Below are 15,799 nucleotides of genomic sequence, written 5' to 3'. Positions count from 1 at the left end.
CTGACTATCTTGATGAGTACGTTCGATGTATCGATAAATGATATATCAATGTGCAAAGCGTCATGAGCTTAGCGTTGCAGACTAATGGGGGTTGGTAATTTATTAGTGTGTGGCGGAGTCTTGGCCTTGGAAGTCGTCGGAGTGGTGGTGCGCAGAATGATGGCCCATCACCCCAGTACTTCTTTTAAACAGTGTGAGGGTGTGAAGTATGAGTCAAAACACACGGGAATCACTTTCGGTGTTAATGGATGGCGAAAGTGATGAGCTTGAGCTTCGCCGAGTGTTGAAGGCACTGCCTAATGATGACGATGCCGCAGATACTTGGCGCCGTTATCACCTTGCCCGCAGTATGATGCAGCGCGAGCAAGGCGTAGATGTAAGCGTTGACCTTTCGGCGGGTATTATGGCCCGTTTGCGCGACGAGACTGCGCCAATGATGCAAGACGCTGAGCCTGTGGCTCACCGTGCGGGAGGTATATCGTTTGCCCGAGGTGCCGGGGTTGCGGCTGCAGTATCATTGATGGTGATCACTGGCGTTCAGTTCTTTGGCAATGACTCATCCGTTCGCCAGGGCAGTAGTGACATTGCGACGACAGCGTCTGGTTCCAACGGAGCTACCCAAGTGCAGCCCGTTAGTCTGGCGTCTCAGTCGGCAATGGCTACGCGTGCTGACATGCCCATGTTTGAGCCAACGCCGTTTCGGCTTAGCGGCCAATCAGGTCAAAGTGGTCTAATGAATATTAGCGAAAGTGGCTTCTCGGCTCAGACGCCTCAGGGAGTAACCGCTTCCCAAGGTACTAATATTGATATCGAGCAGATTGGCTTACTGCAGTCTTATTTAGAGCAGCACACTCAGAGTGCCGCCTACGGCAGTGGCGACAGTTGGATGCCGCTGATGCGTTCATCGGCAGTTACTGAGCCTTTAGGCCAGCGCTAAACCGAATGTCGCTCTATTTTGATGGTGCATGTTAGGTGAGTAGGGAGTGCGCAACATGATGGTTCCCCAGCGAGCTAAGCGCGCATGGGTGCTGGCAGTCGTCATCGGTACGCTCCCTTTTCAAACGCATGCGGAAAACGCCGATAGTGCTTCATCGGCCAATAGTCCCTCAGCAACCAGCACGCCTTCTGGCAACCATGCGGGCTACGAGTGTGCATTGGAACCCGAAGCGCAGCCCAGCAGCCCAACGCAGTGGCTGGAGCGTGGTTTGTGGGCCAGCCACTGTTATGCCTTTCAGGCCAGAGCGGTGGCTATCGATGCCGTTGATGTGCGCACGCTGGCGCTTTCACACCGTATTCAAGACGGCATTCGTCAACAGGTGGTTCAGTATTTAGACGGCCCCTCTGTCAGCATTGAGCGCCGCTCGCCAGTGGGTCGGTTGGCCTGGACCGAAGAGCATAGCAACGGTGAATTACCTTCGCCTGCAAGGTGGGCGGCTCATCTTGAGAAATATTACGCTATTGAGCTAGAGGATGACGCCCGGGTAGCTGGTCGAGACGCCGTCAAACTGGTTTTTAAGCCTGTCGATCAATGGCGTTTTTCTCATGAGTGGTGGTTAGACCGGGATACCAGCCTGCTGCTTAAGCATGTGCTCAGTGATCAGCAAGGCCAGATCATTGAAACCTTCCAAATTACCCAGCTCCAATCACCCCAAAAGTATACCGGTAGTGTTAGAGCGAGTACGCCCAACGTTATTCCCAATACTCCTTGGCATGCCACTTGGTTGCCCGATGGCTTTGTTGCGCAGCCGGTTTCCTTGGCTGGTGATAAGGGCCATCAGCGTGTCTACAGCGATGGTTTAGCCACGGTGAGTATTTTTGTAGAGCCTCTCGCCTCTGAAGAAACGACCGCCTTGCAAGAAGGGGTGCAGCAGTTGGGCGTGTCGGCCGTTGCTATTGAGCACACTATTACCGCTGAAGGGCGCTGGCAACTGATAGCCATTGGTGAGCTGCCGGTAGCAACATTGCAGCGAATTGTACGCTCAATTACCTTCGACCTCCTTGAAGGTGAAGTTCATGAGAGTGACGATGAGGCTGAACAGTAGTGTTGGTTATTGTTTCATGGCGAGAAGATAGCTGATGACTTCCGTACACTGTGCTTCTCAGCTGAGTACCCCTCTGCTTCGCATGGGCACGACTGTTGACTATTTCCCTTTCGGTTGTGCACCGAGAGGACTTATCGTAGAAATTTCCGCCCAACAGGGCTGTGAGCAGTGTGCTCAAGGGCGAGGGTGCGGCATTGGGTTGCTGGCGCGCCAGCGCAGCCAGCGCATTGCCGTCACGCTTCCCCCCAACGTGCACAGCGCTGAGCAAAGCTATCCGTTAGGCAGCCAAGTCACTATCAGCCTGCCGCGTGCCTCTGTCACGCTGCTGGCTTTTTGTGTTTATGGGCTGCCGTTATTGTTAGCCCTGTTGCTATCCGGCCTGGTCTCGTTCGTCAGTACCGCAATCTGGCTGGCGCCGCTGGTCTTTTTTATTGCCTTGGCGGGCGGAGCGTTGAGTATTAAATGTCTAATGCGTGAGCGTGGGGAACGCTTTCGCCCACGCTTGGTCAATTAGTTCGTCAATTTGGTTCTCCAGCATCTCGCTGTGAGTTGTTGATCTGCCTTCGATTACTATTACATTAAGTAGGAGCTCTTGCATGAAGCGCTTGATTCTCCCTTCCACGCTCTGGATCTGTGTGGTGGCCTTGCTAACGTTTGGCCAAGCCGCCAGCGCACAAGGTTTACCTGATTTCACCGAGTTAGTTGAAGACGCCGCCCCAGGGGKGGTGAATATCTCGACCAGCCGAACGATTCAGCGCAGTAGCGCGCCTAGTTTCGGTGGGCAGGAAATTCCGGAAATTTTCCGCCATTTTTTTGGAGAGAGCTTTGGTGACAGCTTTCCAGCACCACCTGGCAACGGGCAAGGGCGGACGGAAGAGCGTCAATCGTTAGGTTCGGGGTTCGTTATCAGCGAAGATGGCTACGTGATGACAAACGCTCACGTGGTGCAAGATGCCGATGAGATACTGGTGCGCCTCAATGATCGTCGCGAATTGAGTGCGGAAGTGGTCGGCAGCGATCCGCAAACCGATGTGGCATTGCTTAAAATTGACGCAGATGACTTGCCTACGCTCAATCTAGGCGACTCGGACGAGCTCAAAGTCGGCGAGTGGGTGGCGGCTATCGGTTCCCCCTTCGGATTTGATCACTCGGTTACTGCGGGCATCGTTAGTGCGATTAATCGCACCTTGCCGCGGGATGCGTATGTACCTTTTATTCAAACCGATGTGGCGATCAACCCCGGCAACTCCGGTGGCCCGCTGTTTAACTTAGACGGGGAAGTGGTCGGTATTAACTCGCAAATCTTTACCCGTAGCGGCGGCTTTATGGGCGTGTCGTTTGCTATCCCTATCAATGTGGCTATGGATGTGGCCGAACAGCTGCGTGAAGGCGGACGGGTGGATCGTGGTTGGTTAGGCGTCATGATTCAGCCTGTGTCTGAGGATCTGGCCGAATCTTTTGGGATGGAGAGTGCGATTGGCGCTTTGATTGCTGACCTTGATCCCGAAGGCCCCGCGGCCCAAGGTGGGCTGCAGGCCGGCGACGTGATTCTTGAGGTCAATGGCGAAGAGGTTGAGCGTTCAAGCTCACTGCCGCGCCTAATCGGTAAAGGCGCACCAGGCACCGAGGTGGAACTCACCTTAATGCGTGACGGCGAAGAGCTGACCGAGTCAGTCGAGTTGGGTAGCTGGCCAGATGCCGAGCAACAGCCAGGGCAGGCCAGCAGCAATAATCAAGCCCGGCTTGGCGTGATGGTCGCTGAAATTGATGACGCAACGCGCGAGCAGCTGAATATTCCCGGCGGCGTAGTCGTCCGCCAGGTAGAGTCCGGCAGCGTGGCCGCTGACGCAGGTATTCGCTCAGGAGATGTGTTGGTGAGCATCGATCATCGCAGCGTTTCCTCGTCCGATGAACTGGTAGAGATTGTCGAGGCGTTGCCCACTGATCGCGCTATACCAGTACGTCTGTTCCGTGATGGGCGTTCACTTTTCGTAGCGCTGCGTCTGGAATAACCCGCCTATTTTCACTCCTGGTTCGGCGGTTCTCGCCGGACCGCTGTTCCTAGCCTGCGCATATCGCTACAATAGCGGATATCTTTTTGTCGGAAATGGCCCTTATTTTTAAACGGCAGCTGTTTTCGAGCTTTGAACTCTCGAAGCGGCCTGCTAATGCGGTCGCTTGCGTACCACTAAGGCAGAACAGACTCGATGTCCCAAGACGTTCCCAACGGAAAGCTTAAGCACATACGCAATTTCTCTATTATCGCCCACATCGACCACGGTAAATCGACGCTCTCTGACCGCTTGATTCAGACTTGCGAAGGGTTAACCGAGCGTGAGCTTAAAGAGCAAGTGCTCGATTCTATGGACATCGAGCGCGAACGTGGTATTACCATCAAAGCGCAGTCGGTTACGCTGGATTACACCGCTGCAGACGGTCAGGTTTACCAGCTGAACTTTATCGATACGCCAGGGCATGTTGACTTCTCTTATGAAGTCTCGCGTTCGCTATACGCCTGTGAAGGGGCGTTGTTGGTTGTCGATGCCGCACAAGGGGTAGAGGCACAGTCGGTGGCCAACTGTTATACCGCTATCGAACAGGGACTAGAAGTTCTGCCGGTACTCAATAAAATCGATTTGCCTCAGGCGGATTGCGACAAGGTTTCCCAGGAGATTGAAGAGATTATCGGCCTGGATGCCACCGACGCCTGCCAGGTCTCGGCCAAAAGTGGCTTGGGCATTGATGCCTTGCTAGAGCGCTTGGTGCGCGATATTCCGCCGCCCAAGGGCGACCCGGAAGCGCCGCTGCAAGCACTAATTATCGATTCCTGGTTTGATAACTACCTTGGTGTAGTTTCGCTGGTTCGTCTGTTTGATGGCACGCTGCGCAAAGGCGATAAGATCCGTATTAAATCGACGGGCCGCGATTGGGGCACCACTGAGGTGGGGATTTTTACCCCGCAGCGTAAGCAGACCGGTATTCTGCGTGCAGGTGAAGTCGGCTTTATTGTCGCCGGTATCAAAGAGATTCACGGCGCACCGGTGGGCGATACCATTACCCACACCAAAACGCCAGATGTCGCGCGTCTGCCTGGTTTCCAAAAAGTAAAACCGCAGGTGTATGCCGGCATGTTCCCGGTCAGTGCGGATGATTACGAAGACTTCCGCGATGCGCTTGAGAAGCTGGCACTTAACGATGCCTCGCTTGCCTACGAGCCGGAAAACTCCGATGCCCTTGGCTTTGGCTTCCGGGTGGGCTTTCTGGGCACGCTGCATATGGAGATCGTCCAGGAACGTTTGGAGCGTGAGTATGATATTGATCTGCTTACCACCGCGCCGACGGTTGTCTATGAGCTGGCGATGAAAAATGGCGATATTACCTATGTCTCCAMCCCCTCAAAGCTACCCGACATGGCCGACGTAGATGAAATGCGTGAGCCGGTGGTGCGCGCCAGTATTCTGGTTCCCCAGGAGTATGTGGGGAACGTGATCACCGAGTGTGAGCAGCGCCGGGGTACGCAACTGGATATGCAGTTCCTGGGCAACCAAATTCAGCTAGCGTACGAGTTGCCCATGTCGGAAGTGGTCATGGACTTCTTTGACCGCTTGAAATCGATCTCCAAGGGCTACGCTTCGCTTGAGTACAACTTCGAGCGCTTTGAAGAGGCCAAATTGGTGCGTCTCGACGTGCTGATTAATGGCGACAAAGTCGACGCGTTAGCGGTGATTATTCACCGCGATCATGCCCACCAGCGTGGTCGTCTCCTGGTCGAAAAAATGAAAGAGCTGATTCCACGGCAGATGTTTGACGTGGCGATTCAGGCGGCGATTGGTGGCCAAGTGGTGGCACGATCCACCGTGAAAGCGCTGCGCAAAAACGTGACGGCTAAGTGTTACGGCGGTGATGTCAGCCGTAAGAAAAAACTGCTCGAGAAACAGAAAGCGGGTAAGAAACGCATGAAACAAGTGGGGCGCGTGGAAATTCCCCAGGATGCCTTCCTTGCTGTGCTCAAGGTTAACGACTAGGAAAGAACGCCACTCATGGATTTTTCATTACTGCTGGTACTTGCCGTTGCGCTTTCGGGCGTTATTTACCTGTTGGACGTGTGGCTATTAAAGCCCAAACGCCGCCAACGCTTCGCCACAGCGGAGGCCAAGACCCCGGAAGGTCTGGACCCAGTTACCAGCGAAAAGCTGCTTAAAGAGCCTTGGCCGGTCGACTATGCGCGCTCGTTTTTCCCGGTGCTACTGGTGGTGCTGGTGGTGCGTAGCTTTATCATTGAACCCTTTCAGATTCCTTCGGGTTCAATGCGGCCGACGCTTGAAGTGGGTGACTTTATTCTGGTCAACAAGTTTGCCTACGGCCTACGCCTGCCGGTGATTAACACCCGCTTTATCGAAGTCGATGACCCTGAGCGGGGTGATGTGATGGTGTTCCGTTTCCCAGAAGAGCCCTCGGTCAATTTCATCAAGCGGGTAGTGGGTATGCCCGGAGACCGTATTCGCTACGAAGGCAAGCAGCTTTACGTTAACGGTGAGCCGGTGGCCAAGGAGTTGATCGAAGAGGGGCCCGATGGCTCGCCACAGCAGCTACTGTTAGAAGAGCAGCTGGGCGAAGCCGAGCACTTTATTTATAACAACCCCCGCGACCCTGGGCCGCAAATGCGTGAAGTGGAAGTCCCTGAAGGGCACTATTTCATGATGGGTGACAATCGTGATCACTCCAACGACAGCCGCTACTGGGGTTTCGTGCCGGAAGAGAATATTGTGGGGCGTGCGTTTGCGGTATGGATGCATTGGGATGGTGGGTTGCCAAGCTTTACCAGCGTGCGGCGGATTGAATGAAAGCGCTGCTTAGACTGAATTTAGTTAGTTATGTCACTTTAGTTAACGTCAATGACGTAGGAGAGCTGTGAGTAATTCCTTGAACGCTTTTTGCCGACGAATCGGCCATACCTTTGGCGATGATACGCTATTGGAATTGGCCTTGACCCACCGTAGCTTCGGTGGTCGTAACAATGAGCGCCTGGAGTTTCTGGGTGACTCCATCGTCAACTTTGTGATCGCTGAAGCGCTATTTCAGCGGTTCCCCCAAGCCCGTGAAGGGCAGCTTTCGCGCCTGCGTGCGCGGTTGGTGAAGGGGCAAACCCTGGCAGAATTAGCCCGGGAAATGGAGTTCGGTGAATGCTTGCGGCTAGGCTCTGGTGAGATGAAAAGCGGCGGGCACCGGCGCGAATCAATTCTAGCGGATGCGGTAGAAGCCATCATTGGCGCCATTTATCTGGATGCCGGGATGGATGTGGTGCGCGAGCGTGTGTTGGATTGGTACTTCGAGCGGCTGGGTAATATCTCACTGCAAGATACGCAAAAAGATCCTAAAACGCGGTTGCAGGAGTTTTTGCAGTCACGCCAAGCGGCGTTACCGCGGTATGAAGTTGTCTGCGTAAAGGGTGAGGCGCATGCCCAGACCTTTACCGTGGAGTGCTACATTGACCTGTTGGCTGAGCATACCACCGGTAAAGGCCCTAGCCGCCGCCATGCTGAGCAGCAAGCGGCAGAAGAAGCGCTGTCCTACCTCGAAAAAAGCCCTGGAGATAAATCATGAGCCAAACCTGCGGATTCGTTGCCATCGTTGGCCGACCCAACGTGGGCAAATCGACCCTCATGAACCGTATTCTGGGGCAGAAAATATCGATTACCTCACGGCGCCCACAAACCACGCGCCACCAGGTCATGGGTATTAAAACGGTTGATGAAACACAGTTTATCTATGTGGATACGCCGGGCATGCACATCATGTCCAAGGACCGCAATAAAGCCATTAACCGCTTTATGAACCAGGCGGCCACCCAGGCGCTGCGCGATGTCGATTGTGTGGTATTTATTATCGACCGCACCCGCTGGACGGAAGAAGACCAGGCGGTGTTAAAGCGCTTGGAGCATGTTAAAGCGCCGGTGATTCTGGCGGTTAATAAAGTCGACCGCCTGGGCGAAAAAGGCGATTTGCTGCCATGGCTGGCAGAGGTTGGTGCACGCCGCGATTTTGCCGCTATCGTACCGATTTCAGCGAAGCACGGCACCCAGGTAGATACCCTGGAAGAGGAGGTGGCCAAACACCTGCCCGAAAGCGTCCACTTCTTCCCCGAAGACCAAATTACCGATAAAAGCCTGCGCTTTATGGCCGCGGAGCTGGTGCGTGAAAAGGTCATGCGCCAGTTGGGCGATGAGCTCCCTTACCAGATGACCGTCGAAATTGAAGAGTTTCGCGAGACTGAACGGGTGACTCATATCAGCGCCTTGATCCTGGTCGAGCGCCAGGGGCAAAAGGTCATTTTGATCGGTGAAAACGGTGACCGCCTCAAAAGCATAGGTCGCGAGGCGCGCCTGGATATGGAGCGCGCCCTGGGTACCAAGGTGATGCTCAATTTATGGGTGAAAGTAAAACGCGGTTGGTCGGATGACGAGCGCGCCTTGAAAAGCTTGGGTTACGACCTCGATTGAAGGTAACGATGTCGCCAGAGCCGGCCTTTTTGCTTCACCGTCGGCCCTACCGTGAAACCAGTGCGCTGGTGGATCTATTAACGCTTGATCACGGTAGGGTGCGTGCTGTGGCCCATGGCGGGCAACGGCCTGGCYCAAAATCACGCCAGCGCCTGCAGCCGTTTACACCGCTGTTTGTGACCTGGCAGGGCAGCCGCGACTTAAAGCGGCTCACGTTAATGGAGTCCCGCGGCCAGACGGCGCTGCTGGCTGGGGAAGGCCTGCTATGCGGGCTCTACGCCAATGAGATCGCCACCCGGCTGCTGCCGTTAGAGCTGCCTGCACCCGAACTGTTTGCGTTTTATACGGCGCTACTTGAGGCGTTGCCAGCCCCTGCCGAGCGAGCGCTGGCGCTTCGCCGCTATGAGTGGGCGCTGCTAGAGGCGCTTGAGGCCACGCCACAGTTCACGACGCCAGAGGGTAGCGTTTTGGACCCTCAACTCCGCTACCGTTTTGACACCGACAGCCGGGCATTTATGCCTGCTGAGCGTGGGCTCGATGGCAGAACGCTACGTTACATTGAACAGGGTGACTGGCAGCATGAAGGGCTTGCCAATGCGCTCAAAGCGGTAATGCGCGCGGCGCTTGCGCCCCATCTGGGGACTACCGTTTTACGTTCACGGGAACTGATGCTTGATTTAGCGCGGCGTCGTCATCGGTCCTGATTTGTTTTAAATTTTGTGTTCACAAACTCTTATTTTATCGCTGCGCTGGAGGCTCTATGCACCCCCCTCGGATACTGTTAGGCGTCAATATTGATCACATCGCGACACTTCGCCAAGCCCGAGATACTCGCTATCCCGATCCCGTACAGGCGGCCTTAGTCGCTGAAGAGGCGGGCGCCGATGGCATTACGGTGCATTTGCGTGAAGACCGGCGGCATATCCAGCCCCGCGATGTGCGCATTCTGGCCGAAGTGCTGAACACGCGCATGAATCTGGAAATGGCCGTCACTGAAGAAATGCTGGCCCTGGCTGAAGACGTTCGCCCCGCACATGTCTGTTTAGTGCCGGAAAAACGCGAAGAGCTAACCACCGAAGGCGGTCTGGATGTCGTTGGCGGTTTTGACGCCATTGCCAGCGCCTGTCAGCGGTTGAGCGCGGCGGGTTGCGATGTATCCTTGTTTATCGACCCTGATATTGAGCAGATTGACGCTGCTCAGCGCGCCGGGGCGCCGACGATTGAACTGCACACCGGGGCTTACGCCGAAGCGCGTTCCGGCAGCGATGCCGCCAATGCGGAGTATCATCGCTTAACCACCGCTGCGACTCACGCTATCTCACTAGGCTTGGTGGTTAACGCTGGCCACGGTTTGCACTATCACAACGTGGAAGCGATTGCGGCACTGCCGGGCGTTAACGAACTCAATATTGGCCATGCCATTATCGCCCGTGCGTTGTTTGTTGGCCTGAAAGAGGCTGTGCAGGAGATGAAGCGCTTGATCGTCGCTGGCCAAGAGGCAGGGTTAATGGCGGCCTTAGATGCCCACGATCATGATCATGCAGACCACGCTGAGCATATTCATAATGGCTGCTGCGGGCATTAATCAGCAGTTTTCTACTGAGAGGTTGTTTAGGCGATGATCGTGGGAATCGGTTCTGATATTGCCCGCGTTGAGCGTTTTACGCGGGCCATGCAGCGGCACGGCCCACGCTTTGCCCAGCGTATTTTAGGCCCCGATGAGCAGACGCTTTGGCTGCAGAAATCCCAACCCGCGGCGTTTCTGGCCAAACGCTTTGCTGCCAAGGAGGCCTTTGTAAAAGCCCTGGGTCTAGGCCTGCGCCAGGGATTGCAGTGGAGTGATATTCAGGTGCTGAACGATGCCTTGGGTAAGCCCTATTTCCTGCTCAGCGGCGAAGCCGAACGGCTGTTGCAAGCCGCCGGTGTGATCAACAGCCATGTGACCTTGAGCGATGAAGCTGAGTACGCGGTGGCTTTTGTGGTGCTTGAGCGATAATTTCAAGATTAACGTTAAGGATTGCTGGGTGCTCGATTTACTTAACGCCCAAATGATTTAATGGCCGGTAATTTAATGTCCGGTAATTTAATGTCTAAGTAGCTGTGGTCGGTGCGCACGTAGCCGCGCCATTGCTTGGTATAGCTCGTCCAATAGCCCCTCAACATGGTCTAAACCGCTGGTACGAAGGCGGGTTTCCAAGGCCTCGACCAGCAAAGCTAACTCCGGCGCGCCGCAGTAACGGCTGGCACCATTGAGTCCATGTACCCAGTCGAGCAGTGTGGGTAAGTGTTGTTGGCTAAAAGCGGTGCGCATATGCTGTTCGCTTTCATCCAAACTGTCGATCAGGCGTTTGAGCTGCTCTCGCGCCAAGTCCTCTTTCCCCCCTGCTAGGCGCGCCCCAATCTCAAGATCAACGACAGGTAGCTTAGCGGGTGCCGTGTGGCTGAAGCGTGGCTTGGTGGGGGTTTTGCTATCGCGCTGAGAGTCGGTCGGTGCAGGGTTGCTGGCGGTTAGCCGATGGGTAACCCCCAAAAAGCGCTTTAGCAACTGTTCGAGCTGCTCCTCATCAATCGGTTTTATCAGCACGTCATCAAGGCCTTCCGCGAGCCATTGCTGGCGTTCGCTGCTGAGCACGTGGGCGGTGACGGCAATAATCGGGCAGCGGGCCCAGGTGCTACTGATTCGGCGCAGCGCTTGGGTGGTCTGGACGCCATCCATCCGCGGCATACGAATGTCCATTAACACCATGTCAACATTATGGGTGCGGGCGTACTCAAGCGCCTGATGGCCGCTTTCTAGCGTGGTGACATGCAGAGCTGGGGTTTCAAGCATGCTTTTGAGCAGCTCCCGGTTCGGCGCATTATCGTCGACAATCAGTAGCTTGAGTGGTGGAGTCGCGGCTGGAAGCGCTAGTTGTTCCTGGTCGATGTTAGTAGGTGTAAACGCAGATAATAGTAGCTGCTTGAGGGAGGCCACCAACTGAGCGCGGGAAAAAGGTTTGTAGAGAGTCTCGCCGCCATGGGTTAAGTGCAGCGGTGGCAGATCAAAGCTGTTGCCATTGGCTAAAATGAGTGTGGGGCAGGGCGTTTGATCAATCACCGTTTGCCAATGGGCGTGCCATTCGGGGTTAAAGTCGCCGTGCTCCAACCCTAATATGAGTAATTGCGCTGGTTCAGAGGCATCAAAGGCGATCGGCTGTGCTTCCCAGCGCTGCAGTAAATGCTCGAGTACGTGTCGGGTCGGTGCGTGAGTCTCATATAAACGAATAGCCGGATTGGCAAGGCTGATTTCCGCTGGCCGTTCGATGGCTTTGTGCGCCAGCATGGGCAGTGTAAAGGAGAACGTCGTGCCTTTGCCCAGCTCGCTTTCGACGCCAATCTCTCCGCCCATGCGCTCAATCAATTGTCGGCAGATAGTAAGGCCAAGGCCGCTGCCGCCAAATTGCCGCGAATGGCTGGGCTCTGCTTGAGAAAAGGCGCTAAACAGTGCTTCCTGATGGGCCTCGCTTAGGCCAATCCCCGTGTCACTGACACTGAGATTGAGCACCACATGCTGGCCTTCCAGGTTGTCCAGCATGACGCGCACAATCACGTCGCCTTCATGAGTGAACTTGAGCGCATTGCCAATTAAGTTATTCAACACCTGATGAATGCGCAGCGGGTCGCCGGTCAGCGGTGTGGGTACGTCGTCATACACCATGGCCACCAAGTGCAGCTGCTTGCGCTGGGCTTCTGGGGCGTGCAGCCCCACCACTTCGTCGACCAGGGCGACGATATCGATATCCGTCTCTTCCAGAGTGAGGCGGTTGGCTTCAAGCTTGGAGAAGTCGAGTACATCGTTAACCAGTATCAGCAGATTGTCGCAAGCGCGGTGCACATGCTGCAGCCACTCCTGCTGTCGTGTATCCAGCGMCGAGCGCCCGAGCAAACGGCAGAAGCCGATAATGCCGTTTAGCGGCGTGCGAATCTCATGGCTCATATTGGCTAAAAATTCAGACTTCACGGCGTTAGCTCGCAGAGAACTGCGGTGAGCCAAATCGAGCTTGATATTCTGCTCCTCAATGGTTTCCATTGACTCTTGCAGCTCGCTGGTGGCCTGCTCGATTTGCGTTTGCATATCCCGCTGGGCCTGCTGAAAGTGCTCGGCCAGGGCGTTGATATAGCTACTTAAGTGGTGAAACTCTGTTGTATTAGAGGGCGCCAGGCGTAGCCGATAGTCACCGCGGGATAGACGATAAAGGGCCTGGTTGGCTTCCTCTATAGGGCGGGTGGTATAGCGGCTGATGGCAAACGCAACTAAAAACAGCAGCAGGCCAAGTAGCATGCCGCCTAAGCTTAGACTAGCGATCAGTTTATAGCGTCCTAGGGTTAACGCCCGGGTGTCCATTTCGATATCTAGCCAGCCAACGCTGCTATTGTCTGCTTGGCTGGCATTGGTCTGGGGAGTGCTTAGTGGCAAACGCAGTCGCCAAGCCTCTTGCTCCTTAATCAATTGCTGATCAGCGGGGGCGGTTAGCGGTGGTGGGTTGGATTGACCCATTAATAAAAGACGATTGCCTTGTTGATTAAAGAGCGCAACCGTACGCAGCCCTTGCATATTGAGCAGTTGGCGGGCCAAGGTCTCCAAGCGCTGGGTATCAGCCGTTTCGACCGCATCAGCAAGGCTTGGGGCCAGCAACTCGCCGACGCTGACTAAACGCTCTTGGTGGGCCGCGCGCGCTTGCGTATCACTCAATATGACCAGCATTACCGCCATCAGGGCGTACACCAGGAGTGGAAAACCGAGTAAGGCAAATAGAAGACGGGTATTCAATGACATGAAAAGAAGCTCGTTGATTCAATAAGGTTGCCTGTCCAGTCCAAGGCAGCACCGATATAATGCAGCATAACGGTGACGATAAGGAACATTCATGAATGATCTCAAGGGCTATCTCAAGAGCTATCCCACGTTAGAAGATGTGGTTGGTAACACGCCCCTGGTACGCCTGAAGCGCATTAGCGCTGGACGTAACAATACACTGTTGGCCAAGCTCGAAGGCAATAATCCTGCCGGGTCGGTCAAAGACCGCCCCGCGCTCTCCATGATTAATGAAGCAGAAGCGCGGGGCGATATTACCCCTGGCGATACGCTGATTGAGGCGACTTCGGGCAATACCGGGATTGCGCTTGCCATGGCGGCGGCGATTAAAGGCTACCAGATGGTGCTGATAATGCCGGAAAACGCCTCAGATGAGCGTAAGCAGGCGATGGCAGCTTTTGGGGCTAAATTAATTTCTGCCAGCAAATCCGGGGGCATGGAGGAGGCTCGGGATATCGCGGATGGCATGATTGCCAGAGGCGAGGGGAAGCCGCTCAATCAGTTCGCCAACCCGGATAACCCCCTGGCGCACTACCGCACCACCGGCCCGGAGGTATGGCAACAGACGGGCGGCGAGGTGACTCACTTTGTTAGCTCCATGGGTACCACGGGTACCATTATGGGTGTGTCGCGCTATTTGAAAGAGCAAAATCCAGCCATTCAAATTGTCGGCTTGCAGCCTGCCGATGGCGCGAGTATTCCCGGCATCCGCCGCTGGCCACAAGCTTACCTGCCGGCTATTTTTGAGGCGCCGCGAGTGGATGTCACCCTGGATATTGGCCAACAGGAAGCCGAAGAGCACATGCGACGTCTGGCCCGCGAAGAGGGTATTCTGGCCGGAGTGTCGTCGGGTGGCAGCCTCGCGGGCGCGCTGCGCATCGCTGAGCAAACCGAAAATGCAGTGATTGTGTTTATTGTCTGTGACCGTGGTGACCGCTATCTCTCCACTGGCCTTTTTGCCCCAGGAGTATAACCATGGCCATGTTGGGAAAACGGCGGCCACCCAGGCCTGCGTCAGGTCATTCTGGTCTAGCGGGCACGCCAGGCGGCAAAACGCGGCATACCGCGACGGATGATACATCGCCCCTGGTGATTGAGCGCTTGGCCCACGATGGCCGTGGCGTTGCCCACGCTGCCAACGGTAAAACCGTGTTTGTTGATCAGGCGCTGCCCGGTGAACAGGTGGAAGTAGCCGTTCACCTCACTCGCAAGCGCTTTGATGAAGCGCATATCAAGTCATTGCTAACGACGTCGGAGCAGCGCGTTACACCGCCGTGCCCGCATTTTGGCCACTGCGGTGGTTGCGATTTGCAGCATTTAAATATCGATGCCCAGCGTGCCCATAAGCGCGAAGTAGTGCGCGACCTCTTTGCGCGTCAAGGCATCACGCTGGATCAGATCGCCTCGATTCAGGGGGATGATCAAGGCTACCGTCGCCGAGCGCGGTTGGGTGTCAAAGTCGATAGCCAGGGTAATACGCGGCTTGGCTTTCGCGCTGCCCACAGCCACCGCCTGGTGGATATCGAACGCTGCCCGGTATTGGTGAATCCCCTGCAGCAGTTGCTAGCGCCCCTGCGCGAGTTGCTGGAAACCCTGGAGGCCCCGCGCCAGGTAGGCCATATAGAGCTGCTGGCAACGCCTGCAACACAGGTGGTGTTGGTGCGTCAGTTAAAGGAGCATGGTAAAGACGCCGAACGCTGGCAAGCCTTTGCACAGCAGCAGGCAGTAGCGCTGGGCACTTGGTTGGGGCGTGAATCGCCCACACTGCACTGGCATGGCGCACCGCCGACGCTAGAAGAGTCGTTAACCGTTAACGGCCAGCCACCGCTGAGTTTAAGTTTTGCGCCGGGGGACTTTTTACAGGTCAACGCCCAGGTTAATCAGCAAATGGTCGCTCAGGTCATCCAGTGGTTAGCGCCTAAGTCAGGACAAAAGCTACTCGACCTGTTTGCCGGTATCGGTAATTTCAGCCTGCCCATCGCGGCCGCGGGAGCTGAGGTGCATGCGGTGGAGGGKAACCCCGCCATGGTGGCGCGCATTGCCATTAATGCCAAGCGTAACCAGCTAATGGTCAGCGGCCAGCAGGCCGATTTAAACAGCACTGTCAGCGTTAAGGAGCTGTTAAACGATCACGGCGATAGTGATGCGCTGGTCCTCGACCCGCCGCGTAGTGGCGCTGAAGTCATTTGTCAGGCGTTGGCGCAGCACCCTGTGCCCAGGGTGGTCTATATTTCCTGTGATCCAGCGACGCTTGCCCGGGATGCGGCACATCTTGTGCATGCAGGTTACCGGGTCAAGCAAGTAGCAGTGGCGGATATGTTCCTTCACACTGCGCATATGGAAACGCTGATGCTGTTTGAAACTGATGTTAAAAGCTGATGTTAAAAGTTGGGGGGCTAGTG

At 55.4% G+C, this 15,799-nt stretch carries 14 protein-coding genes; 13 read left to right on the top strand and 1 reads right to left on the bottom strand.

The genetic code is table 11. The features are described 5' to 3' along the window. The first annotated feature begins 208 nt into the window (after nucleotides 1-208). The 11 genes from HALO_RS14215 (at nucleotide 209) to acpS (ending at nucleotide 10,538) form a co-directional block, all read left to right on the top strand. Nucleotides 209-937, top strand: coding sequence for a sigma-E factor negative regulatory protein (locus tag HALO_RS14215; RefSeq protein WP_035578607.1), 729 nt, complete (start codon nucleotides 209-211; stop codon nucleotides 935-937). A 55-nt stretch (nucleotides 938-992) separates the two neighbouring features. Then, on the top strand, nucleotides 993-2,042 hold the full coding sequence (locus HALO_RS14210; protein ID WP_035578609.1) for a MucB/RseB C-terminal domain-containing protein: 1,050 nt from the start codon (nucleotides 993-995) through the stop codon (nucleotides 2,040-2,042). A gap of 34 nt (nucleotides 2,043-2,076) precedes the next feature. After that, a complete protein-coding gene (locus HALO_RS14205; protein ID WP_231896718.1) occupies nucleotides 2,077-2,556 on the top strand; it encodes a SoxR reducing system RseC family protein in 480 nt (159 codons plus the stop codon). An 82-nt stretch (nucleotides 2,557-2,638) separates the two neighbouring features. Next, nucleotides 2,639-4,054, top strand: coding sequence for a DegQ family serine endoprotease (locus tag HALO_RS14200; RefSeq protein WP_050713562.1), 1,416 nt, complete (start codon nucleotides 2,639-2,641; stop codon nucleotides 4,052-4,054). 195 nt (nucleotides 4,055-4,249) lie between these two features. Then, a complete protein-coding gene (lepA, locus tag HALO_RS14195; RefSeq protein ID WP_050713561.1) occupies nucleotides 4,250-6,067 on the top strand; it encodes a translation elongation factor 4 in 1,818 nt (605 codons plus the stop codon). Between the two features lie 15 nt (nucleotides 6,068-6,082). Continuing rightward, nucleotides 6,083-6,886, top strand: a complete 804-nt coding sequence (gene lepB / locus HALO_RS14190; protein ID WP_035578617.1) for a signal peptidase I — start codon at nucleotides 6,083-6,085, stop codon at nucleotides 6,884-6,886. Between the two features lie 67 nt (nucleotides 6,887-6,953). Then, entirely contained in the window at nucleotides 6,954-7,646 is a 693-nt protein-coding gene (rnc, locus tag HALO_RS14185) for a ribonuclease III (protein ID WP_035578619.1), read from the top strand. Beyond that, entirely contained in the window at nucleotides 7,643-8,542 is a 900-nt protein-coding gene (gene era, locus HALO_RS14180; RefSeq protein WP_035578621.1) for a GTPase Era, read from the top strand. The genes rnc and era overlap by 4 nt, the downstream gene beginning before the upstream one ends. Before the next feature lie 8 nt (nucleotides 8,543-8,550). Further along, the gene (gene recO, locus HALO_RS14175) at nucleotides 8,551-9,246 is read left to right on the top strand and encodes a DNA repair protein RecO (protein WP_050713560.1); all 696 of its coding nucleotides are present in this window, start codon (nucleotides 8,551-8,553) and stop codon (nucleotides 9,244-9,246) included. A gap of 56 nt (nucleotides 9,247-9,302) precedes the next feature. Further along, entirely contained in the window at nucleotides 9,303-10,127 is an 825-nt protein-coding gene (gene pdxJ, locus HALO_RS14170; RefSeq protein ID WP_035578625.1) for a pyridoxine 5'-phosphate synthase, read from the top strand. Nucleotides 10,128-10,160: 33 nt separating this feature from the next. Beyond that, nucleotides 10,161-10,538, top strand: a complete 378-nt coding sequence (gene acpS, locus HALO_RS14165; RefSeq protein ID WP_035578627.1) for a holo-ACP synthase — start codon at nucleotides 10,161-10,163, stop codon at nucleotides 10,536-10,538. 87 nt (nucleotides 10,539-10,625) lie between these two features. On the opposite strand, the gene HALO_RS14160 is transcribed toward acpS, so the two are convergent. Then, the gene (locus HALO_RS14160; protein ID WP_050713559.1) at nucleotides 10,626-13,358 is read right to left on the bottom strand and encodes an ATP-binding protein; all 2,733 of its coding nucleotides are present in this window, start codon (nucleotides 13,356-13,358) and stop codon (nucleotides 10,626-10,628) included. 91 nt (nucleotides 13,359-13,449) lie between these two features. Here HALO_RS14160 and cysM point away from each other — a divergent pair, with 91 nt between their 5' ends. Together cysM and rlmD are read left to right on the top strand one after the other, a co-directional pair. Beyond that, nucleotides 13,450-14,370 (top strand): cysteine synthase CysM, encoded by a 921-nt coding sequence (gene cysM, locus HALO_RS14155; RefSeq protein ID WP_035578630.1) that lies wholly within the window; start codon nucleotides 13,450-13,452, stop codon nucleotides 14,368-14,370. A gap of 2 nt (nucleotides 14,371-14,372) precedes the next feature. Then, nucleotides 14,373-15,776 (top strand): 23S rRNA (uracil(1939)-C(5))-methyltransferase RlmD, encoded by a 1,404-nt coding sequence (rlmD, locus tag HALO_RS14150; RefSeq protein ID WP_035578632.1) that lies wholly within the window; start codon nucleotides 14,373-14,375, stop codon nucleotides 15,774-15,776. Nucleotides 15,777-15,799 lie beyond the last annotated feature (23 nt).

Origin of the sequence: Halomonas sp. R57-5 (genome assembly GCF_900070345.1) — a bacterium.
GTDB lineage: Bacteria > Pseudomonadota > Gammaproteobacteria > Pseudomonadales > Halomonadaceae > Vreelandella > Vreelandella ventosae_B.
Note: the sequence above shows the minus strand (reverse complement) of the source record. Positions and strands in the feature narration are given on the sequence as shown.